The sequence below is a fragment of the Bacteroidales bacterium genome, assembly GCA_021648725.1.
In the GTDB taxonomy this organism is placed as follows: Bacteria; Bacteroidota; Bacteroidia; order Bacteroidales; family JAADGE01; genus JAADGE01.
Genome location: JAKISF010000008.1, coordinates 45971 through 70949, shown reverse-complemented (window position 1 = coordinate 70949; position 24979 = coordinate 45971). Strand labels below are relative to the sequence as shown.

General features: G+C 29.9%; 27 protein-coding genes and 2 tRNA genes. 14 read left to right on the top strand and 15 right to left on the bottom strand.

What is annotated here, in order from left to right; translation table 11 throughout:
• Window positions 1-97: 97 nt before the first annotated feature.
• Complete coding sequence (locus L3J35_04840; protein ID MCF6365509.1) at window positions 98-1117, top strand: rod shape-determining protein; 1020 nt, start codon at window positions 98-100, stop codon at window positions 1115-1117.
• Window positions 1118-1134: 17 nt separating this feature from the next.
• Complete coding sequence (gene mreC / locus L3J35_04835) at window positions 1135-1959, top strand: rod shape-determining protein MreC (GenBank protein MCF6365508.1); 825 nt, start codon at window positions 1135-1137, stop codon at window positions 1957-1959.
• A 2-nt stretch (window positions 1960-1961) separates the two neighbouring features.
• On the opposite strand, the gene L3J35_04830 is transcribed toward mreC, so the two are convergent.
• The 5 genes from L3J35_04830 to L3J35_04810 are packed head-to-tail and all read right to left on the bottom strand — an operon-like array spanning window position 1962 to window position 5663.
• Window positions 1962-3095: a CapA family protein gene (locus tag L3J35_04830; protein ID MCF6365507.1), complete on the bottom strand. Its 1134-nt coding sequence runs from the start codon at window positions 3093-3095 to the stop codon at window positions 1962-1964.
• A 23-nt stretch (window positions 3096-3118) separates the two neighbouring features.
• Entirely contained in the window at window positions 3119-3484 is a 366-nt protein-coding gene (locus tag L3J35_04825; protein ID MCF6365506.1) for a tautomerase family protein, read from the bottom strand.
• A gap of 6 nt (window positions 3485-3490) precedes the next feature.
• Window positions 3491-4351: a ChaN family lipoprotein gene (locus tag L3J35_04820; protein MCF6365505.1), complete on the bottom strand. Its 861-nt coding sequence runs from the start codon at window positions 4349-4351 to the stop codon at window positions 3491-3493.
• Window positions 4352-4383: 32 nt separating this feature from the next.
• Window positions 4384-4686 carry a polyhydroxyalkanoic acid system family protein gene (locus tag L3J35_04815; protein MCF6365504.1) on the bottom strand — a complete coding sequence of 101 codons (303 nt, stop codon included), beginning with the start codon at window positions 4684-4686 and terminating at the stop codon, window positions 4384-4386.
• Between the two features lie 44 nt (window positions 4687-4730).
• Window positions 4731-5663, bottom strand: a complete 933-nt coding sequence (locus L3J35_04810; protein MCF6365503.1) for an LD-carboxypeptidase — start codon at window positions 5661-5663, stop codon at window positions 4731-4733.
• A 135-nt stretch (window positions 5664-5798) separates the two neighbouring features.
• On the opposite strand from L3J35_04810, the gene L3J35_04805 reads away from it, so the two are divergent.
• Window positions 5799-6635, top strand: coding sequence for a S1-like domain-containing RNA-binding protein (locus tag L3J35_04805; protein MCF6365502.1), 837 nt, complete (start codon window positions 5799-5801; stop codon window positions 6633-6635).
• A gap of 41 nt (window positions 6636-6676) precedes the next feature.
• Here the strand turns inward: L3J35_04805 and L3J35_04800 are convergent, their stop codons facing one another.
• The 3 genes from L3J35_04800 to L3J35_04790 form a co-directional block, all read right to left on the bottom strand.
• Window positions 6677-7324 carry a hypothetical protein gene (locus tag L3J35_04800; protein ID MCF6365501.1) on the bottom strand — a complete coding sequence of 216 codons (648 nt, stop codon included), beginning with the start codon at window positions 7322-7324 and terminating at the stop codon, window positions 6677-6679.
• Window positions 7325-7335: 11 nt separating this feature from the next.
• Window positions 7336-7932, bottom strand: coding sequence for an OmpA family protein (locus L3J35_04795; protein ID MCF6365500.1), 597 nt, complete (start codon window positions 7930-7932; stop codon window positions 7336-7338).
• Window positions 7933-8042: 110 nt separating this feature from the next.
• Window positions 8043-8291 carry a helix-turn-helix domain-containing protein gene (locus L3J35_04790; GenBank protein MCF6365499.1) on the bottom strand — a complete coding sequence of 83 codons (249 nt, stop codon included), beginning with the start codon at window positions 8289-8291 and terminating at the stop codon, window positions 8043-8045.
• 102 nt (window positions 8292-8393) lie between these two features.
• Here L3J35_04790 and L3J35_04785 point away from each other — a divergent pair, with 102 nt between their 5' ends.
• From L3J35_04785 to L3J35_04770, 4 genes are all read left to right on the top strand, one after another.
• Window positions 8394-10208: a hypothetical protein gene (locus L3J35_04785; GenBank protein ID MCF6365498.1), complete on the top strand. Its 1815-nt coding sequence runs from the start codon at window positions 8394-8396 to the stop codon at window positions 10206-10208.
• Window positions 10209-10236: 28 nt separating this feature from the next.
• On the top strand, window positions 10237-11193 hold the full coding sequence (locus L3J35_04780) for a DUF3137 domain-containing protein (GenBank protein MCF6365497.1): 957 nt from the start codon (window positions 10237-10239) through the stop codon (window positions 11191-11193).
• A 3-nt stretch (window positions 11194-11196) separates the two neighbouring features.
• Window positions 11197-11388: a PLDc N-terminal domain-containing protein gene (locus L3J35_04775; protein MCF6365496.1), complete on the top strand. Its 192-nt coding sequence runs from the start codon at window positions 11197-11199 to the stop codon at window positions 11386-11388.
• 166 nt (window positions 11389-11554) lie between these two features.
• Window positions 11555-12709 (top strand): energy transducer TonB, encoded by a 1155-nt coding sequence (locus L3J35_04770; GenBank protein ID MCF6365495.1) that lies wholly within the window; start codon window positions 11555-11557, stop codon window positions 12707-12709.
• Between the two features lie 47 nt (window positions 12710-12756).
• Here L3J35_04770 and L3J35_04765 read toward each other — a convergent pair whose 3' ends face one another.
• From L3J35_04765 to L3J35_04745, 5 genes are all read right to left on the bottom strand, one after another.
• Window positions 12757-13614, bottom strand: coding sequence for a DnaJ domain-containing protein (locus tag L3J35_04765; GenBank protein ID MCF6365494.1), 858 nt, complete (start codon window positions 13612-13614; stop codon window positions 12757-12759).
• A gap of 87 nt (window positions 13615-13701) precedes the next feature.
• Window positions 13702-13953 carry a 30S ribosomal protein S20 gene (gene rpsT / locus L3J35_04760; protein ID MCF6365493.1) on the bottom strand — a complete coding sequence of 84 codons (252 nt, stop codon included), beginning with the start codon at window positions 13951-13953 and terminating at the stop codon, window positions 13702-13704.
• Window positions 13954-13976: 23 nt separating this feature from the next.
• Window positions 13977-14048 (bottom strand) — tRNA-Glu (locus tag L3J35_04755).
• Between the two features lie 145 nt (window positions 14049-14193).
• Window positions 14194-14268, bottom strand: a tRNA-Pro gene (locus L3J35_04750).
• 80 nt (window positions 14269-14348) lie between these two features.
• Entirely contained in the window at window positions 14349-15794 is a 1446-nt protein-coding gene (locus tag L3J35_04745; GenBank protein MCF6365492.1) for a sodium:solute symporter, read from the bottom strand.
• Window positions 15795-15899: 105 nt separating this feature from the next.
• On the opposite strand from L3J35_04745, the gene L3J35_04740 reads away from it, so the two are divergent.
• The 6 genes from L3J35_04740 to L3J35_04715 are packed head-to-tail and all read left to right on the top strand — an operon-like array spanning window position 15900 to window position 22233.
• The gene (locus L3J35_04740; GenBank protein ID MCF6365491.1) at window positions 15900-16442 is read left to right on the top strand and encodes an RNA polymerase sigma-70 factor; all 543 of its coding nucleotides are present in this window, start codon (window positions 15900-15902) and stop codon (window positions 16440-16442) included.
• Between the two features lie 37 nt (window positions 16443-16479).
• Window positions 16480-17463 carry a FecR family protein gene (locus L3J35_04735; protein MCF6365490.1) on the top strand — a complete coding sequence of 328 codons (984 nt, stop codon included), beginning with the start codon at window positions 16480-16482 and terminating at the stop codon, window positions 17461-17463.
• Window positions 17464-17473: 10 nt separating this feature from the next.
• Window positions 17474-18448 carry a hypothetical protein gene (locus L3J35_04730; GenBank protein ID MCF6365489.1) on the top strand — a complete coding sequence of 325 codons (975 nt, stop codon included), beginning with the start codon at window positions 17474-17476 and terminating at the stop codon, window positions 18446-18448.
• Window positions 18449-18470: 22 nt separating this feature from the next.
• Entirely contained in the window at window positions 18471-19643 is a 1173-nt protein-coding gene (locus L3J35_04725; GenBank protein ID MCF6365488.1) for a carboxypeptidase-like regulatory domain-containing protein, read from the top strand.
• Window positions 19640-20668 carry a hypothetical protein gene (locus L3J35_04720; protein MCF6365487.1) on the top strand — a complete coding sequence of 343 codons (1029 nt, stop codon included), beginning with the start codon at window positions 19640-19642 and terminating at the stop codon, window positions 20666-20668. Before L3J35_04725 ends, L3J35_04720 begins: the two co-directional genes overlap by 4 nt.
• A gap of 59 nt (window positions 20669-20727) precedes the next feature.
• Window positions 20728-22233 (top strand): DUF3857 domain-containing protein, encoded by a 1506-nt coding sequence (locus tag L3J35_04715; GenBank protein ID MCF6365486.1) that lies wholly within the window; start codon window positions 20728-20730, stop codon window positions 22231-22233.
• Between the two features lie 105 nt (window positions 22234-22338).
• On the opposite strand, the gene L3J35_04710 is transcribed toward L3J35_04715, so the two are convergent.
• Complete coding sequence (locus L3J35_04710; GenBank protein MCF6365485.1) at window positions 22339-22989, bottom strand: hypothetical protein; 651 nt, start codon at window positions 22987-22989, stop codon at window positions 22339-22341.
• Between the two features lie 2 nt (window positions 22990-22991).
• Window positions 22992-24434, bottom strand: a complete 1443-nt coding sequence (gene rpoN, locus L3J35_04705; protein MCF6365484.1) for an RNA polymerase factor sigma-54 — start codon at window positions 24432-24434, stop codon at window positions 22992-22994.
• 186 nt (window positions 24435-24620) lie between these two features.
• On the opposite strand from rpoN, the gene L3J35_04700 reads away from it, so the two are divergent.
• Window positions 24621-24881, top strand: a complete 261-nt coding sequence (locus tag L3J35_04700; protein ID MCF6365483.1) for a hypothetical protein — start codon at window positions 24621-24623, stop codon at window positions 24879-24881.
• Window positions 24882-24979 lie beyond the last annotated feature (98 nt).

The window sequence follows — 24979 nt, the reverse complement described above, 5'->3', positions numbered from 1 at the left end:
GTTTTATAATGTTAAACTCTTCGATGTTAAAGATATTGAAGAGTTTTTTTTAATTTTATCAGTAATATTTTAAACAAAAAAACAGGACAAAAAAACAATGGGATTATTTAGCTTTTTAAACAAGGAGATAGCAGTTGACTTAGGAACTGCAAATACAATTATTATCGAAAATGATAAAATTGTTGTTGATGAACCTTCCATTGTTGCAATAGATCAAAATAATAAACTTATTGCAATAGGCAATAAAGCAAGACAAATGCACGGCAAAACACACGAAGGAATAAGAACGATAAGACCTTTGCGTGACGGTGTAATTGCAGACTTTCTTGCATCAGAATTGATGATCAGAGAGCTGATAAAAATGGGAACATCAAAATCTAAATTCTTTTCCCCTTCTTTAAAAATGGTAATTTGTATTCCCTCCGGAAGTACTGAAGTTGAAATTCGTGCGGTACGAGATTCTGCCGAACATGCAGGAGCAAGAGATGTTTATATGATTTTTGAACCCATGGCAGCAGCATTAGGTATGGGGATTGATGTTGAAGCACCTTCCGGAAATATGGTTGTTGATATAGGAGGGGGAACAACAGAAATTGCCGTTATTTCTTTAGGAGGAATTGTAAGTAACAGATCTATAAAATTTGCGGGTGACGATTTTACTCAGGATATTCAGGAGTATATGAGACATCAATATAATATTAAAGTCGGAGAAAGAACAGCAGAAAAAATTAAACTTAAAGTAGGGGCAGCAACGGCCGATATTGATGATGTTCCCGAAAAATTTGTTGTAAGAGGACCTCACCAAATGACAGCATTACCGATTGAGATTCCTGTTTCACACGATGAAATTGCTCATTGCCTTGATAAAACCATTGCTAAAATTGAATCTGCAATTATAAGTGTTTTAGAAAAAACGCCTCCCGAGCTATATGCCGATATTCACGAAAAAGGTATTTTTTTAGCCGGTGGGGGTGCACTTTTAAGGGGTTTAGATAAAAGATTGGGTGAAAAAACAAACATGAAATTTCATATTGCCGAAGATCCGCTTCATGCCGTTGCCAGAGGAACCGGTATTGCTTTGAAAAATATTGATAAGTTCAGATTCTTAAAGCGATAATCTTTTAAAACAGATTTATGAAAGATTTTTTGAAATTTTTACTGAAATCTCATTTTTTTATGTTGTTTTTAGTATTAGAATCGATATCAATCTTTTTGGTAGTAAGAAATACAGAAAATGCAAATTTATTTATATCTTCTGCAAATTCAGTTTCCGGTTTTTTTCAGAATAAAGTAAGCTCAATAAATAATTACTTTTCGTTAAAAGAACAAAATGATTTTCTTAAAGCCGAAAATGAGCACTTAAAAAATTACATAAGTGTTTTAAAAGAAAATGATATAAGAATTTCAAAGGAAATTGAGAAAACCGGTTATTTTTATCAATCTGCAATTGTTGTAAAAAACTCTGTTTACAAACCATATAATATTATTACACTAAATAAGGGTTCGATTGACGGAATAAGAGATGATATGGCAGTATTGTCGGACAAAGGAATTATAGGAACTGTTGCGGTTACCGGTAAAAATTATTGCACAGTTGTTTCAATGTTGAATTCAAAATTAGGAATAAGTGCAAAAATTGAAAGAACAGATTATTTCGGTTCATTAAGGTGGGACGAAAAAGATTACAAGTACAGTTTTTTGTATGATATCCCTGACCATAGTTCTCTGTATATCGGAGATAAAGTTGTAACTTCCGGATATTCAGCCGTTTTTCCTGAGGGCTTAACAATAGGAACTGTTGCAGAATTTGAAAAAGAAAAGAAAAGCAGCTTTTATAAAATAAAAGTAAAATTAAGTCAAGATTTCAAAAAGTTAAAACATGTTTATATTGTTGATTATTTCGGCAAAGATGAACGACTTCAAATTGAAGACAGCACAATTATAAAGTTCCGGTTTTAGGTCTAATTTTTATACACAATATCACCGTTATTTTTAATTTCAATAATGGACTCGGGAATATCCTGTTTTATAAGTTGTTGCATTCGAGTAATTACTCTGTTGTTCGGGTCTAATTTTGTTCCGGTCATTTTATTTTGATAGGTTGCCGTAATTTTGCCTTTAATAAATTCACCTTTTCCGTTTATATAAACTTTTATTATAGGCGAAAGTCCGCTGACACCGTTAATATTAAACCTTCTGTAAGTAATAAAATTCCCCATGCTGTAAGCAATAAAGCGTTTTTTATAAACTTCAACAGCTCTTGTTACGTGAGGTCCGTGCCCGAATACAATATCTGCACCTGCATCAATTGCCGTATGTGCAAATTTATAAACATTACCTCTGTTTTGTCCGAGGAATACTTCTGTTTTTCTTGTAAGATGTTCATGCTTGCTTCCTTCGGCTCCGCCGTGAAAAGAAACAATAACTATTTGGCAATCCTCTTTAAGTTTTTTTACGGTTCTTTTTAAAAGCTCGTAATCAGTTATTTGGCATGTTCCGTCATTCGGAGCAAAAGCACAAAAGCCATATTTGATATTATTTAGGGTAAAGGTATCGGTAGGGTGAGTTGTTAAACCTGCAAAATGTAATCCTGCTTCCGATAAAACTTTTACGGTATTTTTTCTGCCGTATGCTCCGAGGTCTCCGAGATGATTATTCCCGATACTTACAACATCAAAACCAGCATCAACAAGACAATTTACATACTTTTCGGGCATACTGAAACGGTAACACCATCTAGGGTCGTTACAAGGTCTGGCAAGTTCAGGTTTGTCAGAATATACTCCTTCGTTATTTCCGAAAGTTAAATCAGCATCTCTTAATATATGAACAACGGGGGCAATAAGCGGTTTGCAATCGTTGTTCGGAGGCAAATAATTTGGTGAAGTCGGGAAGTTTGTGCCGAGCATCATATCACCGACACCGATTATTGAGATTGTATCAAGTTCAGGTTTATATTCTTTCTTTATAACTTTTATAATTGTATCGCTTAATGCAACACTGTCTTTTTCTTCTGAATTATTTTGGCTGCATGCAGGTATTGACGATATAAAGAAAATGCTTAATGCAAATATTATTAATTTATTAAGTTTCATTTCGGTTAATTTTGCAGTTATAATTATTTAAAAATTTCGGTTGCGGAAATTCCGCCTCTGATACCCCAGTTTTCTTTTGCTTGTTCGTTAATTAGTATGAAAATTTCTTCTTTTTTTATTGACAGTTTATCTGATAGTTTTGTTACAATCATTTGAAACAGATTCTTTTTTATTTCATTGGTTCGACCTTCAATCATGCTTATCTCAATTAAAATTCGATAAGGTTTTTTCATAAAAAAATGTCCTTTTTTATATTCTTGTAAACGAATATTTTTATAATCGTGCGGTAATTTCAGTATTTTCTGAACACAGTTCATTGTTATTTCTATCAATGAATCTAAAAAATGTTTATCACTGCCTTTTTCTATTTCAATTTTTATAAGGGGCATTATTAACTAATATGTTTTTGTCATATTTTCGGGAACTACAAATATAAAATCGGCTTTGTTATTATATTCTTCTTTTAATGAGGAAATTGTATCTTGCTCAACTGTTGAAACCGTAAGAATTTTCAAATCTGGCCTTTCTCTTTTTAAATACCAAACTATACCTTCATAATTATCAGAATGATACGCACCATTATAATGTATAAAGGTTTTTCCTTTTTCAAGGTTCTTAATAATAAAGTAGGCCATTGTTGCATCTTTTACTGCTTGTGATTTTGCAATGTTAGGGTTAAAATGGTCAGGGTTTTCATCTTCTTTCAACATTTCGGCATAACAATTTACGGTTGTATCATAGGTGATAGGTAAAGGAGCAATATAGGTTTTAGCTTCATTGCTTAATTTATCTAAACCTTCAAATCCGGATTTGTAAACAGCACTTGCATATCTTCTCGGAATATTTGTTGCAATAAATTTATACTTGTTTTTTAAAGCTATGTTTATAAGGGGCTTGTAGTCTGTTTTGTAGTTGGGCCATAATCGCATTTCGGCTTCAAATTTTCTTTTGCTTATCAGGCTGTCAAGATATTCGTTTAATATAAGCTGATTGTCTGCCTCAAACATTTCGGCACCTAAAGTTAAACCGTTTTTATTTAATTCGGCTAAATCTTTTGTAATTTCAAGTTCCATCCAATGGCTTATGGGGCTGTTATGTAATTCTCCGATAAAAACTACATCAGCTTTGCTTAACGCTCTTATCATTTTTGAATATTTTACCTGCTTGCCGTCTTTATTAAAAAGTTTATATGCAGGCTTGTCTGATGTAAATCCCATAATTACGGCAATTATTAAAATTATAATTTTATTGTTCATTTTATTTCAGTGATTTTAATTATTAAAAATTGCTACTTACAATTTGCCAACATTTTATGGGCATTTTCTTTAATTTTACTTTCTATTAAGCCTTGAAATAACTTTGCGGCAAACGGTAAACGGCTTTCGATATAAACATTATTTTCATTTATTGTAATTGTTCCGGCTATGTTCATTCCTCTTGCTTTGAAAGAAAATAATATTCTATTGTTTTCTGTTCTTTGTTCTAAGTCTGAAAATTCATCTTTATATTTTTCAGATAAGTCTTTAAAAATATTTTCAGCACAAGGAATTGCTTTTTCCTTAGGTAGGTTATGTTTTATTTCTACTTTCAAGATTTTATTTTGTTTAAATTTATAATCTGCGAAAATATAGTTTTTTAACGAAAAAAATCTTTTTTAATTTTTAATTGCATTTTATTTGTGTCAAAATCTGCATTTGCTCCTATCGGTAATATAATTTGATTTTTTATGTGCCCGAAAGGAAAGCCGTATGCAGCAGGGATTTTTAACGGTTTTATTTTTTCTGACAATATTTCTTTCAAAGAAAAAGTATCTTCATTTTTAACGTTAAAGTCTTTGCCTTCACAACGATTAAAAATGCCGAAGATTATTCCTTTTACTTTTTTAAATTTTCCTGCTTGTATAAGCTGTGTTAAAAGTCTGTCAATTTTATAGGGCGGTTCATTTATTTCTTCAATAAAAACAATTTTATTATCCCAATTAACATCATAAGGGGTGCAAAGTAAGGAATTTATTAAAGAGAGGTTTCCTCCTGCTAATTTGCCGGATGCTTTTCCTTCATGTATTGTATAGTGCTTATAATTCGAGGTTTCCGAGGATGTGTAATTTACAACTTCTTTCTTTTCACAAAAAACTTCCTTAAAATTTTTAAGTGTAAATTCAGTAAATATGGATGCTCCTACCGTTCCGTGAAACCCAATTTGTCCGGTTTTTTTATATATTGCCGAATGCAAAGCCGTTATATCGCTGTACCCTATTAATGGTTTCGGGTTTTGTTTAATTAACTCGTAATCAATTAAGTCTAAAATACGAGTTGCCCCATAACCCCCTCTGACACAAAGTATTGCTTTTACGGAATTGTTTTTATACATTTTATGTAATTCTTCAATTCTTGCTTTATCTGTTCCTGCAAGATATCCTTTTTTATCCGAAACACTACCATACCAAAATGCCTCAAAACCTAAGTTTTCTATGTTTTGAACGGCATTTTTTAATTTTTGTTTTGTAATAAAGCCGGCAGGAGTTATAAGACCTATTTTATCTTTTCTTTTAAGTTGTTTGAAATGCATCCGATTTTTTAAGTTGGGTATAAGAACTTATGTTCTCAACAAAAATAAGAATTGAATTATTGAATACAAAATATTGTTTTTACACCGATAAGATTTTAAAGAAATTAATAAAGTATATATTTGCAAAAAAAAAGAATGGTTGAAATTGGGAAATACAATACATTAAAAGTTATTAAGGAAGTTGATTTCGGTATTTATCTTGACGGCGGTGACAACGGAGAAATATTAATGCCTGCAAAATATGTTCCTAACGGGACAAAACCTGACGATGAAATTGAAGTGTTTATTTATTCTGATACAGAGGACCGGTTGATTGCCACATCTGAAACTCCGTTGGCTTTTGTTAATGAATTTGCCCATTTAAAAGTAAAGGAGGTTAATAAATTCGGTGCATTTTTGGATTGGGGAATAATTAAAGATTTATTAGTGCCTTTCAGAGAACAAAAAGCTGATATGGTTGAAGGGTATTCGTATATTGTTTATATATATTTGGATGAAAAAACAAATCGTTTGGCAGCTTCTGCAAAAGTTAATAAGTTTTTAAGCAAAGAATTTCCGCCTTACGAAATTAATGATGAGGTTAATATTTTGATTCAACGAAAAACGGAAATAGGCTATACAGCAATCATTGAAAATAAATTTGCCGGTTTATTGTACAAAAATGAAGTTTTTCGAGATATTGAAATCGGGAACAAATTAAAAGCGTTCGTTAAAAAAATAAGAGAGGACGAGAAGATTGATCTTGCTCTGCAAAAATCAGGATATGAGCAAATTGATGAGATTTCAAGAAATATTCTTCAAATTATTAAAGATAATGACGGTTTCGTCGGCGTAACTGACAAAAGTTCTCCGGGTTTAATAAAAGCTTTATTTAATATAAGTAAAAAATCTTTTAAAAAAGCAGTCGGCAGTTTATACAAACAGCGAATAATAATTATTGAATCTGACGGAATCCAGATTAATAAAGAGTAAATTTTATTGGGGAAATGTAGATTAAAAAGAGACAGTATCTGTTACTCTCTTCCGCCTTTCATTTCGTCTTGCCATTTTTTTAGCTCGTCCCATTTGCCTTCTGTTGCAAGTTTTGCCTGATTGGGCCAGGTTTCGGGATCAAACCTCTTATATTTGTTTCCGCCTGCTTTTACTAAAATTTCTGAAATTTTTTCAGGTTTAACTTCCGACAATTTTTTAAATGTTTCAATACCTGCTTTTTGAAGTATTCCTGAAAGTTTCGGCCCTATTCCTTCAATTTTTGTTAAATTATCCGGTTTTAAGGTTGGAGACTTTTTTGTGATTTTTTTCTTACTTTCTTGCTTAGAATCTGTTTTCTTATTAACTTTTATTGTTTTTTCAGTTTTAGCATCAATTTCTTTTTTTGCCAATTCAACATCTGAAACAGTTAACTTACCTTGGCACTCAACCAGCAATGTTTCAATCCTGCCTTTGTCGGCTTCTGTTTTTTTCTTTTCGGTTTGACAATTAATTAAAGCCCTTTCATTTTCATTATATTCGCCTTGCAGTCTGTTGTTTTTTTCTTCAAGCGTGGTTATGTACTCTTCTAAGTCACTAATTTTATTTTTTTGCAAAAACCAACCGATAAAGAATCCTAAAATTGCTGCTCCGAGCAACATTACAACTATTTCTAAAATATGTTCGCCCATGTTTTAAAGTTTTATTGTTGACGTAATTTAATAACAACACGCCTGTTTTTTTTACGCCCGTTCTCAGTATCATTTGTATCAATCGGTTCTTTTTCTCCTTTTGATTTTATAATAAAATGTTCATCCGAGATACCTGTTTCTATCAATTTATTTTTAATAAATAATGCTCTTTTTTGTCCGAATTTATAATTAGCACTGCTATTCCCGATATTATCTGTATGACCGATTATTTCAATTTTATCAGTGCTGTTTTCAATTAGATATAGTTTTAGGTTTTCTGCAAATTCATTAAAATCGTTTGAAATATTGTTGATTATTACTGAATTCTTCGGAAAATCAAAAACAATATAACCTGCAGTTAGTTTTTCTTTTGTTTTGTTGATAATATCTTCTCGAACTGTTTCTGTATTTTTATAAATATTTTCTTTTTTTTCCGACAATTCGTTTAATGCATCTTCAGAAGTTTTATTTTGAGTATCAGAAAGTATTTGAGTTGAAGAAGTTTCTTTGTTCTCACAGTCGTTTTTTATTTTACAAACATACCAATAAGTTGAACCGCCCATCCAAACGATAAGAAGAAATCCGAATAACCCAGAGCTTAGTTTCATATGTCGGAATTTTAATTATTTCATACAATAATAACGAAAAAAAATGAATTTTCAAAATCAATCAGTATGTTGATTAACAGAAGAGTACCTATGAGCATATATTTCTTGCACTAATCGTAAAAGAAATCATTTTTAAAGTGGAAAATCTCATTAATTGTTAACTCTTTCCTGAGAAGTTGGTCTAAAGTAAGTTTAAAATAATCGGCAATTTTAATAATTGTATCAATTTTTGCTTCAGCTCTACCTTCTTCATAAGAGCCTAATGCCGTCCGTTTTAAATCGAATAATTCGGCAAACTCTGTTTGTGTCATTTTTTTTGCAACTCTTATTTTTCTGATATTTTTACCGAAATATGACATAATTAACAGCAGAAATTATTTTACATTATAATAAAACTTTAAAAATGTAAGTTTATTTATATATTTGGATTTCTGTTCATCAAAGATATAATTTCAAAGCAAATGTTAAAACACATTTACATATTATTTCTGATTTTTATTTTCGGGATTAATTCTTTTTCACAAAATAATACAGGTAATGATATCAGATTAGCTCATGATTATTACAGAAGTAAAGATTTTGATAAGGCAGAAGTATTGTTTAAAAGAGTTTTTGACAAAACAAAAGCAAAAATTTATTTCACATATTATGCAAATTGTTTAATTGAACAAAGCAAATTTGAAATTGCCGAAAGTGAAATCAAAAAACAAATAAGAAAGCATAAGAACGACCCTTCGTATTATATTGATTTAGGATATTTATTTAAAAAACAGAATAAAAATGAAGCTGCTGAGAAATATTTTGAAAAAGCCTTGTCAAAAGTTCAAAATAATTCTGCACAGGTAAGAGCTGTTGCATCTGCATTTATTCAAAGAAGAGAGTATAATTATGCCGAAAAAACATATTTAGAAGGGAGGAAAGTTACTTCTGAAACATACAGAAGTGAGCTTGCAAATTTATTTGCAATTCAAAGGCAATATGATAAAATGGTAAATGAATATTTAGATTTTCTTGAGGAGTCAATCCGAAATTTAAATGTTGTTCAAAACAGAATGCAATATTTTATAAGCAAAGATATTAATAATGAGTTTTCAAATGTTTTAAGAACTGCTCTTCTAAAACGTATTCAAAAATCTAATTCAAGAATTGTGTATAACCAAATGTTAGTTTGGTATTATTTGCAGCGTAAAGAATTTGACAAAGCTCTTTTTCAGGAAATAGCAATAGATAAAAGGTTAAAAACATCGGGGAAAAAAGTTTTTGATTTGGCGAAAACGGCAAAATTAAACAACGATTTAAAAACAGCAACACAGGCATACAAATATTTAATTGAAAAAGGCAGAAGATATTCTTATTATATACCGTCAAGGCTCGGTATATTAAATGTTAAATTTCTGCAAGTAAAAAACGGAATAATAAATACCGAGGAAGAAATATTAAGCTTAGAACAAGAATATAATTCAGCTCTTATAAAATTCGGAATCGGGCCGAATACAATCGAAACAATTATTGATTTAGCTCATTTACAAACATTTTATTTAAAAAAATCTGATGATGCAGAGAAACTTTTAACTGATGCCGTAAATATAAGAGGGCTTGACAAAAAACTTGCTTCAAAATGCAAAATTGAGTTGGGAGATGTTTTAGTTTTTAGAAATGATTTAGATTATGCGGCTTTAATATACGGTCAGGTTGAATTAGAAAACAAAGGGAATACCATTGGAGATGAAGCAAAACTCAGAAAAGCTAAATTAGCATATTTTGCAAATAACTTTCGTTGGGCAAAAGCACAATTCGATGCGTTAAAAGCCAGCACTTCAAAACCTGTTGCAAATGATGCTTTATTCTATTCAATACATATTGATGAAAATACGGAAGGGGATTCTTTGCAAACCGCTTTAAAAATATACGCAAGAGCTGAACTTCTGAAATTCAGACACATAAATGATTCTGCATTAATTGTGTTAGACTCGTTAATTGCTAAAAATACAGGACATCAGATTATAGACGAAGCTTATTTATTAAAAGCAAAGATTTACGAATCAGACCGAAATTTTGTTAATGCCGAAAAGTTTTATAAAAAGATAATAGCAGAATATTCTTGGGATATCTTGGCAGACTTAGCAATGTTCAAACTGGCGGTTATGTATGAAGAAAAATTATTAAACAAAGAGGAAGCCGTTGAATATTATAAAAAACTTATGATTGAGCACCCGGACAGTATTTATGTTTCGGAAGCAAGAAGAAGGTACCGAAAAATAAGAAACGGGGCATAAATGATTATTTAACAAAATTAATAAAAAAATGAAATCTTTTGAAGATATTATAAGCTCAGGAGAACTTAATATTCCCGAAATTGAAAACCACAGATTGCAGCAATTAAGCGAATTACAAAAAAGAAATATTAAAGGTTTTATGTTCTGGGGGATTGTTTTTTTTTCAGCAACACCTTTAAGTACGATGTTTTATAACGGCTGGTTTCTTGTTGCAGGCTTTGTTATGGGATTAATTGCTTTTATTATAATAAGAGGAGGAGGAATAAAAAGAAAACTTTATTTAACAATTAAAGAAAAAGTTATAAAAAAATTAATTGAAGCAATCAGCCCTGATTTTGAATACTTCCCTCAAAAGCATGTTTCAAGAGAAATGTTTAAAAAAAGTCAGTTTATAAAACATTATTCATATTACAAAGGTGAAGATTTATTTGTCGGAATTTATAATAATATTTATGTTGAATATTCAGAATTACATATTTCGCAAAAAAGAGATAAGTCAACTGTAACTGTTTTCAAAGGACCGTTTTATTATATTCAAACAAAAAACAATTTTGAAGGAAGAACTGTAGTTGTCCCAGATTTTGCAGAAAAGTTATTAGGAAAATTCGGCAGAGCATTACAAAAAATGAATTTTTCAAGAGATGCATTGATAAAAATTGACAATGAAGTTTTTGAAAAGCAGTTTGCAGTTTTTTCAAGTAACGAAAGCGAAGCTAAACTAATATTATCCGATGAACTTATAAGCTTTTTATTAAGAGAAAAAAGTAAAGCAAAACAAGTTTACTTCGGATTCAGCAAAAATGAAATTTATTTCGGAATCTATAACTCAAAGGATTTGTACAAAATAGATGTTAAAACAGAAATTAATGAACAATCAATTCGTCCGTATTATGATGAATTAGCACAAAACTTAAACCTTATTGAAGAATTATACAATATTGTAAACAGTTTAGAAAATAATATTTTTACAAAGAAATCAAACTAAGTTATGATAAGAATAATAGTATTAATTGCTCAAATTTTATTTGCATTTCTGGTATTTCAAGACGCAAAAGAAAGAAAAATGTTTTATTGGCTGTGGGCGGCTTTTGTTTTTTTTATGCCTATTCTGGGTATCATTTTATATTTTGCCCTGCGAAAGCCTAAGTCTGGAGGAGGTGATGTAACAATTTACAGATAAAAAAGCTTTGCAAAAATAAACTGCAAAGTTTTTTTCAATTGAATGAAATTAAAAGATATTTGAACGAAGATAAACATGACAAAAATAAGTTGTTGTTTTATAATATGCTGATGTATAATAATAACCGTACAGCACAAGTTCTTCATTAACCGTAAATTAAAAATGTATGAAAAAAGTAGTTTTAATCTTTGTAATGTGCCTGTTTTATGCTCAAATGCTTAATGCTCAATTTAGCCGAGATTTGTTAAACAGAAACGAATATGAAAAACAACGATTAATTTATAAAGAAAAAAATATCAGAGCTTATGTTGACAGGCGTTATGAAATAAAAGACGGTAAAATTTCCGACACAATAAGTATGTATGAATTAGTTACGGTTGATACTTGCGGAAATATCATTCAAAAAGCATTATTTAATAAGAACAGAGAAATTGTAAATCTTTATCGTTATGATTTTAATGATAAAAATGAAAATATAAAAACATACTTTATTATTAATAACAGGCTGTTATACCAAACGGATAATTATTTCGATCTTTCACACAAGTTGATAGAAAGAGTTAAAACAAATGAATTCGGCTCAATACATTCCAAGCAAATATATTTTTATAATTCGAAGGATTTAGCTGAAAGAACTTTGATAACAGGACCTTCGGGGACTCTTATAACACGAGGAGAATTTAAATACAACCCTAACAATGAGCTGGTTAACGCAAGATTTTATTCTGTTAAGGCTGATAATAAGGAGGAAATATCTTCTGAAATGAAAATAGATTATGGAGACGGAAAAAAGAATAATATTTCTTTTACAAAGTATAAGCCTTCAAAGTTTTTAAGTGAGCAAAGTTTTGTATATAAAGACGATTTAATTTCAGAAATAAATCAAACAGATGAAGGACGCAATTACATTTATAAAAGAGAATATATAACATTTGCTCAAAAAACCCGAAATATTGAACGTTGGTTGCCTATACCGGATTACGGTAAATGTTTTAAGAAATATGAAAATTTTGAACAGACGTTTAAATATAAAACCGCATCGTATTTTCCCGGCGGAATTGAGGCCTTGAAAGATTACATTCAAGCAAATCTAAAATATCCTAAAAAAGCAGGAAAACAAGGTTTAGTTATTGTCGGTTTTGCAATTGACCATTCCGGAAGTATCGGAAATATCAGGTTATATAAAAGCATTGATTATGAGCTGGATGATGCCGCAATAAAATTAGTAAAAAGTATGCCCAAATGGAAACCTGCATTAAATGAAAAAGGCAAAGGAACTATGTCATCATTTATTTTACCGGTTAATTTTGTGATTGAATAGATTTATTCTATGATAACAATTCAAGCATTATTTGACTTTATAAAGAGCTATTTGTTTTTGATTTGTTTCAACTTCAATAAAAGATTTTTTTCTTCCGTTGTAATATTTTCCGGTAATTGATATTGAACATCTAAATATAAATCTCCGAACTGACCCGGTTTATCATAAACCGGCATTCCGTAATCTTTTATCCTTAATTTTTTGCTGTAATCATGGTTTTCCGGAATCTTAATTTTTAAATTCCCTTTAAAAGTCGAAACTGTTATTTCACCTCCCAATATTGCAGTATAAACATCAATTTTAATATGTTTTATAAGGTTAATGCCTTTTTGGGTGTAATTGCTATTCTTTTTAATTGCTATTCTGATATATAAATCACCATTTTCTCCGCCGTATTTACTTTTTTTCCCTTTTTGGGAAACTTTTAAAATTTTATCATTTTCAATTCCGGGCTTTATTTTTATTCTTATTTTACCTTCAACATTATTAATTATCCTCGTTGATCCGTTATACACTTCATCAAGAGTAATGGTAATTTTACCGCGCAAATCATCTCCTTTAAAATACGAATACTTTCTTTGTTTTTTTTTTTTGAAAAATTGTTTGAAAAAATCTGAAAATTCGGTTTCATATTCTTTTTGTGTAAAATCACTTGCTGTTCTGTATGAATAGTTTGTGTTGCGAACATTAATAAAATCATCAAACTTTTTTCTTTTTACAGCATCCGATAAAACATCATAAGCTTCTGAAATTTGCTTAAACCTATCTTCTGCTTTTTTATTCTCGGGGTTTTTATCCGGATGCCACAGTTTTGCAAGTTTCCGATAAGCTTTTTTTATCTCATCTTCTTCCGCATTATTTTTAACACCTAATACCTTATAATAATTTTTAAAATCCACAATCATTTTTTACAATACCCAAAAGTAATAAATAATATAAATAAAAAAGGTCTTCCTTAACAGAAAGACCTTAATATTCTTATTGCAACTATATTATAAAGATGCTGTAAACTTAGCTAACTTCGATTTTAAATTAGCCGCCTTGTTATTATGAATAATATTTCTTTTAGACAATTTATCTATCATACTTGAAACTTCAGGCAGCATTTCTTCTGCTTCTTTTTTATCAGTTTTTAGTCTCAATTTTCTGATTGCGTTTCTGGTTGAAACAGAGAAGTATCTGTTATGCAGTCTTCTTTTTTCGTTTTGTCTGATTCTTTTTTTTGCTGATTGATGATTTGCCATTATATTGTTTTATGTAAAAAATGCAGTCCGTAGGGGATTTGAACCCCTGTTACCGGGATGAAAACCCGGCGTCCTGACCCCTAGACGAACGGACCGTTTTGTTTATTAGCGGATGCAAAAGTAAAATTAATAATTTTATATGCAAAATATTTTATTAAAAAATAAATGTTTTTTTTTTGATAATTTTAATAAATAAAAAAAGAAACTCTCAAATCAATGAAAGTTTCTAATTTCTCTGTGTCGGGGCGGCAGGATTCGAACCTGCGACCCTCTGCTCCCAAAGCAGATGCGCTAACCGGGCTGCGCTACGCCCCGAAATTTTCTTTGGCTATTTTAAACATCCCTGTTTTCAATTGCGGATGCAAAAGTAAAAAAATAATTGAAATAAAAAATAATTATACATGCTTTTTTGAAAACATTAATAAACCGAAAAAAGTTAATGCACCGTTAACTATTAACAATTCAAAACCAAACTTATAGCCGAATAATAATGTTTCTGAATATCGGTTAAGAATAAAAATTAATACCGGAGAAATAACGGCAATAAAAGGAACAGCTTTATCTTTAACCCTTCTTTTTAATATTAAGCCGAAAGCAAAAAGCCCCAAAATAGGTCCGTAGGTATATCCCGCAACTTTAAAAACAGCAGAAACAACACTTTCATCATTTACCTCATTAAAAATAAGAATTACCAAAAAAAGCAAAGCCGAAAACCCGATATGTACAAATCGTTTCGTTTTATTAATCATTTTATTATCTTCTCTTACATTAAGTTTTAAAAAATCAATACTGAAAGAAGTTGTTAAAGCCGTAAGTGCTGAATCTGCACTTGAAAAAGCGGCAGCTGTAATTCCTAAAAGAAAAACAATTCCTGCAAAAACCGAAAAATGATTTAATGCTAAAAACGGATATAAATCATCTGACTTTACCGGAAGAGTAATACCTGATTGTGAAGCATAAACATACAATAGTACACCCAAGGAAAGAAAGACCAAATTAACCGGAACCAAAACAATACTAAACCAAAGCATATTTTTCTTTGCATCTTTTATATTTCTGCACGTAAGATTTTTTTGCATCATATCTTGGTCAAGTCCGGTCATTACAATTGCAATAAATGTACCTGCAATAAATTGTTTAAAAAAATTGCTTTTTGATTGCCAATCCCAATTAAAAACCGTTGAATAATCACTTGCTCTTATTGTTTCTACAATTCCTTCAGTGTTTAAATTCAATTCTTTTCCAATAATAAAAATAGTTACAAAAACAGCCGTCAGCATAAAAATAGTTTGCAAAGTATCTGTCCAAACTATTGTTTTAATGCCTGCACGAAACGTATAAACCCAAATCAATGCAATTGTTACAAAAACTGTTACCCAAAACGGAATTTCAAAAGCATTAAAGAAACCTATCTGTAAAACACCGGCAACTAAAAACAACCTGAAAGATGCTCCTATTACCCTTGATAAAAGAAAAAATGCCGAACCTGTTTTATATGTTCTGTAGCCGAAACGTTTTTCTAAATATGTATAAATCGTTATTAGGTTCAACTTGTAATACAAAGGCATTAAGACAGTTGCAATAATAAAATAGCCAACCAAATAACCCAATACCATTTGGAAGTAGTAAAATTTAGTATCGGCAACCCAGCCGGGAACAGAAATAAAAGTTACTCCCGATAAAGATGCACCAATCATTCCGAATGCAACCAAAAACCAAGGTGATTGTTTATTGCCCGTAAAAAAAGTTGCCGTATTGCTTTTCTTTCCCGTGAAATAAGAAATTAATATCAATAAACCGAAGTATAAAGCAATAACCGTAAAAACTAAGACTGGAGACATAAAATTTATTTTGCACAAAAATATAATTTTTATTGCTCTGTTAAAATATCATTCTTACATTTAGGGGTATAAAAATCAAAAGTTGTCTTATCTTAAAAAGAAATATTGAAATTAACAGACAAAGAAATATTCATTAAAATAAAAAAAGGAGACGAACAAGCATTCGACACATTGTTTCGGAAATACTATGCACAGTTGGCAAATTTTGCTCTTATGTTCACAAAAAATGAAAATAATGCCGATGAAATTGTTCAAACATTTTTTGTAAAACTTTGGCAACAAAGAAAAAAACTGAAAATAAAAAGTTCCGTAAAATCATATTTATATACCTCCGTAAGAAACACGGCTCTTAATTTCATTAAAAAGGAAAAAACAAGAAATATTTATGAAGAAAAATATGAAGTTGATAACACCGAAAAAAAAGAAGAAATTAATAAAGACATAAATAAGATTTATAATGAGGCTGTTGAAAAACTTCCCGAAAGAACAAAACAAGTGTTTATATTAAGCAAAAATGAAGGATTAACATATAATGAAATTGCAGAATATTTACAAATTACGGCTAAAACAGTTGAAAACAACATGGGAATTGCTTTTAAAAAATTACGAGAGGTTTTAATGCCGTACAAAAGTCTAATTTATGAATAATTTTTTTCTTATTCCTGAATGGTTAAAAAATATAAAAATGAAAACAAAAAACAATATACCTTACACGTTATTCGCAAAATTCTTTTCGGGAGAAATTTCCGAAAAAGAGCAAAAAACATTAGATAATTTTATTTCAAAGAACACTGAGAACAAAGAAATATTCAATGAATATAAAATAATTTGGAGCAAGCAAACAAACGAAAATAAGTTTGAAGCAAAAACTGAATCCGCTTTGCTTTCCGTTAAAAATAAAATTAATAATGATAATAAAACAATTCCCTTAAACAACAAAAAAACTTGGTTAAGAATTGCCGCATCAATAATTATTATTCTCGGTATTTCATTGCTGTTTAAAAATGATATTTTCAATAAAAACACTCAATTTGTAACCGTAAAATCCGGAGATAAAATTAAAGAATACAAACTTTCAGACGGAAGTATCGTTTGGCTTAACAAAAACAGCAAAATAGAATTTCCCGAAGTATTTGATAAGAAAAAACGCATTGTAAAAATGACCGGTGAAGCATATTTTATTGTCAGCCGTAATCCGAAAAAACCTTTTATTGTTAAAACAGAACACACAACAACCGAAGTTCTCGGAACGGAATTCAACCTGAAAGCATTTGAAAATGAGCAAGATATAGAAATAGTATTAAACAAAGGAAAAGTAAAATTTACGGACACTAAAAGTAATGCGTCTGACATTATGAAAATTAATGAAAAGATTACTTTAAATAAAAAAGAACGGATATTGAAAAAAGAAACAGTGAAAAATGCAAATTTCTTATCATGGAGAACAAAGGAACTTGATTTAAATAATATGAGTTTGGAAGAAATTGCAAACATTCTTTCTGATTATTATAATTTAGATGTAAAAGCAGATGATTCCGTTAAAGATTCAATATTTCACACAACTTTACCGTTTAATCATGCAAAACTGCAAGATGTTTTAAACTCATTAGAACTTTCATTAGGGATTGAAATTGATAGTATTGAGGGGGAAGTTATTTTAAGAAAATAAAAGAAAAAAAATGAGAACTATATTTTTATATATGCTGATATTATCTCTTTTTGTTTTTAAGAAAAGCTTTGGTCAAGAAAAAAGAATACAAGGTATCGTTTGGGAAAAGAACAGAACATTGTCAGCAAATTCAAATAATGATTCTGTTTTTTATTTAGAAGAGAAAGTTAAAATTAATAAGTTTAAAGTTTATCTTTTAAAGGATTTAAAAAGAAAAAAGAAAAAGAAAGTATATCAAGCAACAAGAAGCAGCACTTTTGAATTTGGGATTTCTCAAAAAAAATTAAAACTTTTTAATTATTTAGAGTTTATCAGCAATAGTAGATTTAAAAATTGTATAGTTAAAATAGATACAATAACAGACGAATATCTTACAATTGTTTTAGAAGACATTCCTGTTATAACAGCTAAACCTGCAATCTATCTGTATCCCGAAACAAAAATAAAAGTAACAATCGAACTTAATTTTAAAGGAAAAATACTTAACACCTATCCTAAGTATGATAAAAACTGGACAGTTATTGCAAAGCCAGACGGAACATTATTAAATCTTAAAGACAACAGAACATATAATTATTTATTTTGGGACGGTATTTATTCTTTTCCGAAAGAACATTTTGATTATAAATCCGGGTTTTATATAAAAAAAGATAATGTGGTTAGTTTTCTGCAAGAAAAACTTTCACAAATTGGTTTAAACAATACAGAGATTAATGATTTTATAGTTTATTGGTTGCCGGAGCTCAATAAAAGCAATTATAACTTTATTCATTTTTGGATAAGTGACAATATTGATAATTCCGCATTTTTGAATGTTACCCCCAAACCAAATACGACAATCAGAATTTTTATGGAATTTAAAGGATACAACAATTTAATCGGTATTTTAAAATTACCCGAACAAAAATTGCCGTCTTTTGAAAGAAAAGGATTTACATTAATTGAATGGGGCGGAGGAAAAATAGGAGAAAGAATTATTAAATAAAAAAAATAACAATAAATATTTAGTGAAAAAACTTTTTGCTGCATTAACAATAATCTTAATTGCGTATAACACAGCAAGTTCCCAAACAGAAGTTTTGGAAAAAAGGATTAGTCTGCATTGCACCGAAATGAAAATATCAGAAATAATACAACAAATAAGCAAAAATGAAAACATCAGATTTTCATACGGGCAACTTCAAGATATGAACATAAAAAAGTCAATATATTTTAAAGAAGGAAAATTGAAATTTATACTTTCAAAAATGTTTGATAATACAACCATTAGGTATTTAGCTTTTTCAGACCAAATTATTCTTGTTGAAAGCGAAAAAGCACCCCATAAAAAAATTATAAAAGGCAAAATTGTCGATATCGAAACAAATGAGGCAATTCCTTATGCAACAATAATGTACGGAGAAACCGGACAAGGCGTAATTTCAGATTATAACGGAAATTTTGAACTTGAATTTGACAGAAACAATATAGATACATTAAGATTTGCTTCCCTCGGTTTTAAATCAAGAAAACTTGCAACAAAAAAAATCTTGAATAAAAATGTTATAAAAATAAGCTTGCAAAAAGACCTTATTCCCATACCAAAAGTTTCAGTAAACGGTTCAGATTATTATAATTTGATTGCAGGCAACACCGGACTTGCTTCCCTCGGAGCATTATACATGGATACTCACGGGCAAGAAGTTGCATTATTCATAAAAAACAAAAAAAAGAAAGAAGGGAAATTTTATAAAATATATTTTAAACTATCTTCAAAAGGAAATATTGACGCTCCTTTCAGAATAAGAATTTATCAACCTGACTCTCACGGAAAACCCGGAGAAGATCTTCTGAAAGATATTTTAGTTGTAAAGCCGGCAACAAAAAAATCATGGTTTGAAGTTAATTTATCTTCATATAATGTAACTTTTCCCGAAAGCGGTTTATTTATTTCAATGGGAGGCATTTTCCCTAATGACTTTAATTTTTATTTCGGCGACCAAGGTTTTGATAACTTATCAGAAGACGGCTCTCTCGAAAATCCGAATGATTTATCATACGGACAAAGACTTTGCTATAACAAAAAAGGCAAAAATAATACTTGGCACAAATCATTGTCGCATCAATGGTTTCAACTTAATAAGCAACGATTTAACGTAATGATTAAAGCAAAAATAATATATAAAAAATCAAACAAATGAACACTTATAAAATATATCTCATTTTTCTGTTTATAATGTTATTGAATGTTTTTGCACCCCAAAACACTGTTGCTCAGTGCAATGACACTCTTGTAAAACAGGCAATTTTCGAAAGCGGACACGATGCTGTTTTTTTAAAAGAATATAAAGTGAAATTTAAAAAAGGAAAAGCAAACAGACCGGTAAGAGTAGCAAAATACTCGACTTTTTTAAAAGACAGCACAACATACAGGTTTAATGTCGTAAATGCAAAAGAATACAGCGGTCAACTTATATTGCAATTATACAAAAAAGATAAATTATTGGGCAGTACATACGATTTAGAAGGTTTAAAATACAATAAATCATTCGATTTTGAATGTGAAGAAACAGACACATATCAAATATTAATGTCGTTTATTGAAGGAAAAGCCGGTTGTGCAGCAGCAATTCTCTCAATGGTTGTTAATGACTCTACAAATGTTAAAGAAACCCAATTTCCCGAAAAATTATATGTCGGAATTGAAAACCCTCTTTATATTGCATATATAGATGAGCCTAATTGCAGTGTTCATGTTTTCTCGAATCAAGGAACAGTTGAAGGCCAAAACGGAAAATATACAGTTATTCCCGATACAATCGGAACAATTAAAATAACAGCACAGACAATTGACAGCACCGGGAATATAAAAGGTGAAATATCAAAGGAATTTATTGTTGAGAAAATGCCCATCCCCTATGCCGGCTTAAACGGAAACACCGGAGGCTTAATATATAAATCTGATTTATTAAACATTAACGAGCTTGATTTACATCTCGGCAATATCCCTAATCCCGAAAAATACAAAATTATAAACTTTACAGTTTCAAATAAACTGTTAGGGATTTCGGGAAAGATGTCAAATAATTGTAAATTTACGTATTCTCAAAAAGAAGTTATTAAAGGTTTAAAAGAAGGAGAGCAACTCTTCATTAAAAACATTAAAGTTAAAATGGCTGACAATAAAATTATTGAATTAAAACCTCTTGGGTTCATAATTTATTAGCATGAATTCAATATAAGAACACGGTATAGTTATTGAGTAAATTAAAGAAACCAAAAACCATGAAAAAGGCTCAAATTTATATTTTACTTATTTTTCTTTCATTAACGGCTATAGCTCAAAAAGACCCGATAAAATGGAAGAAACTCACAAAAGAGGAAATTGAGCTTAAAGAATATAAAGGTGCATCAGCAGTTGTTTTATACGATTACGGTCAAATGTATTTTGACATTAACCCTAACGGCGAAAATCTGTTTCTTTTTAGAAAAAGGCATGTAAGAATTAAAATATTAAATGAAGCCGGTTTGAAATATGCAAAAATAAAGTTTTCCTATAACGATATGAGTTGTGAGCAATACTTCGGAGAACAATCGTATTACGTAAAAGCCGTAACACATAACATTGATGAAACAGGGCAAATAATTGTGTCAAAAGTAAAAAACAGGGATATAAAAATAACAGACTCTGTAAGATGTATTAAAAATGCCGAATTTGAATTTCCGAATGCTAAAATCGGCTCAATTCTTGAATATATTATTACAATTCCTACACTAAAATTAATTAAACCGGATTCTTGGCATTTTCAATCAAAAATTCCGGTAATATACAGTGAATTCAGAGCAAAAATTCCGCAAAAATTCAAATATGTTTTCTCTGTCAAAAACATTGAAGAACTTCCGGTAAAAGATTCTTCTTTTTATGATAAACTGATAAGCTATAAATACAAAATAAACAGAAATACATATTCTGCTTTTATGGACCTTTCAGGAAAAGAATACCGATTTGTAAATAAATATATGCCCGTACTTCAAAATAAAAAGGATGAGGAAAAAATAAATATTCACTTAAAAAGAATAACAGCCGAACCTTCAGATTATTCATGGGAAAAGTTGACAAAAGCTTTAATGATTACAACATGGTCTGACTATGACAGAAGAACCCCCGTACAAAGAAAAAACCTAAGCTACCCTGCTCCCTATGTAATATACTACCTTCCCTCTTGGTCAGAACTAAACGAAAATCTTTTATACGGAAAAAATTTCGGGTTAGCACTAATAAAATATTGGAATTGTAAATCTATAATTGATTCTGTGATTGAAAACAAGCAAACAGAACGGGAAAAAGCTGAGGCAATATATAATTTTGTCAGAAAAAAGATGAAATGGAATAATAAATATTCTATTTATGCTGATGTGTCCGACAGTTTTATTAAAAAGATGTACGGAAAAATTGGTGCTTCCGTAAAATTGAATAATGTCGGTTTATACTTTGACGAAGGAACCGGAACTTCCGCCGAAATAAATTTTGTGTTAATGCATTTATTAAAAAAAGCAGGTTTAAAAGTTTATCCTGTACTTGCAAACACGTTTGATAATGAAATATTAGATAAAAATATCTCACAAATTAACCAATTCAAGTCCGTAATTGCATTATTAGAAATAGGCAACAATAAATATCTTTTGGATGCTGCTGAAAAAGACAGCAAGTTTTCAGAAATATCAAAAAAATATGACCCCGAACAAATGTTTATAATACGCAGAACAAACTTCGGATGGTTATCGGAATAAACATAATTTTTACCTTATAACCTGAGTTCGATATAAGATTTATAATTTTTTGTTACATCTATTTTCTCTGCAATTATTATATAACATTTAGCTTACAAACTTAAATTATATTAAAAATGCCGTTACAATGCTTACTGATAAACCGAGAAAAAAACCTAAGCCTATTTCTTTAAAGGTGTGTGCTTTTAAAATAAGCCTTGCCGTTGCTGTTATTCCTGCAATTAAAATTAAGATTGAAAAAAAATAAACAGCAGTAAACTCAAAATTCATAAAGGTAAACAATACCTCATTTAAACTTTCTTTAAGAAAAAAGACATAAAAAAAACCTAAAAAACCTCCGATACCTGCCATGTGCACACTTACTTTTATTTTAAGGTTTACAAAAAGAACAAATAAAATAATTACGGAAGACATTAATACGAATTCGCTGATATTAGAGGGAATCCCTAAGGGTAAGTTAACTGTGATAAAATATGCAGTTATGTATATCATCGTAACAATTGCAAAAGGGTAATATCGCTCTTTTCTGTCGGGTAACGATATATCTGAAATTACTCTTAAATTTAGTAAAATAAGCATTACCAGTAAGGGAGAAATAAATGTCGATAAAAAAACAACCAGCACAATTGCTTTTTTGTATGCGTATTGATAATGAGATAAATACGAAGGGAAAAAAAACATTAAAATAATTGCAAATGTCGGCAACAACAAAGGATGAAAAATAAAAGACAAAAATTTTGCAAGTTTTTCCGCCATATCTATAATTCTTTTCTTAAACGAGCAACTAAAATATCTAACTGTTCACGATATTTTGCAACAGTTCGCCTTGCAATTTTATAACCTTTTTCTTGTAATATTTGAGCCAACTTTTCGTCTGTTAAAGGTTTCTTTTTATCTTCGCTGTCAATACATTCTTGCAAAATTCTTTTTATTTCTCTTGTCGAAACTGTTTCGCCGTCTTGTGTTTCCATTCCTTCCGAAAAGAAAAACTTAAGAGGCAAAATACCGAAGTGGGTTTGAATATATTTGCTGTTTGCAACCCTTGAAATAGTTGATATGTCTAAATTTGTTAAGTCTGCAATATCTTTTAAAATCATCGGTCTTAACTTTGTTTCGTCACCTCCGATAAAATATTCTGCCTGAAACCCGATTATTGCATTTATTGTTGAAAGAAGTGTATTTTGTCTTTGTTTTATTGCTTCAATAAACCATTTTGCCGAATCTAATTTTTGTTTAACAAAACCCACTGCTTGTTTTTCTGATTTTGTAGGTTTTTCTTTTTGTTCCTTCATGCCCTTAAGCATTTCTGCATAAGTTCGGCTTACACGTAAAGGCGGAATATTTTTTGAATTTAAAGAAATAATAGGTTCTCCGTCAATAATTTTCAAAATAAAATCAGGTGTAATTTGCTGTGCTGTTTTATTTAAAGATGAAGAAAAGTTTCCGCCGGGTTTCGGGTTCAGTTTAACAATTATTCCAATTGCATCTTTTACGTCGTTGCTGGAAATATCTAAGCGTTTAATAATTTTTGAGTAATGCTTTTTTGAAAATTCATCAAAATAATCTTTTAATATTTTATGAGCATTTTCTAAAACTTTTAAATTATTTTCATTTGACGCTATTTTTTTTTCAATTTGAAGCAATAAACTTTCCTGTAAACTTCGAGCTCCTATGCCCGTAGGATCTAAGTCTTGTATTATTTTTAATGCAATTTCTAATTCTTCAACAGTTGTTGTTATATTCTGTGAAAATGCTAAATCATCAACAATTGCATCGGCTTCTCTTCGTAAATATCCTGACTCATCTAAACTTCCGATTAAATATCGAGCAAAGAACTCCTCCTTTTCAGTCAGCTTTTGTAAACTTAATTGCTCAAGCAAATGTTCTTGCAAAGAAAATCCTTCCGAATAAGGGATATCAATTACTTTATCGTCTTTTGAATAGTTATTTGTATTTAGCTTGTATGACGGAATATCATCATCGTTTATATAATCATCAATAGAAAACTCATCATCATATTCTTTTTCCGGCTCCTCCTTGTCAGGGCTTGCTTCTTCTTTTAAATATTCTTCCTCTGAATTACCTTCTTCTAAAACCGGGTTTTCTTCAATCTCCTTTTTTATTCTCTGTTCCAATTGCAAAGCAGGAAGCTCCAACAACTTAATCAGTTGAATTTGTTGCGGAGATAATCGTTGCAACATTTTTTGATTGAGGCTCTGCTTTAACATTGATTAGAATATAAAATCTTTAAATAAAGGTGCAAAGCTACATATTTTTTTTTAGAAGTCTTTCAAAATTAATTGCTTTATAACTTGTTTTCAGAACAAGCTTTTTTTTTATAAAATATTTGTTTAATTTTGGGCTTAATATTAATCAAAAAAAACATTATGAGTTATTACACAGAAATTGACGGTAAAAAATACGACAAAGAACTGTTAGAGACAGCTGAAAAATTAGTAAAAGGACAAGGTGACGGAAGAATTTCAAAGGCTGATGCCGAAAAATTATTTGCCGAAGTAAGAGACGGCGGAAAATATACAGATGTTGAAAAAGATACAGTGTCTTATATTCGTGATAATTTTAAATGGACTGACGAAGCTGATGCTTGGTTCAGAACTGAAATAAGAAAATGGGCTGCTACTAAATAATAAGATTTAAAGCAAACTCTAATAATTTCTTAAAAAAAGACTGTTTCAAAACTTTTTATTAATATTGAAGCAGTCTTTTTATATAAATGTTAACAATA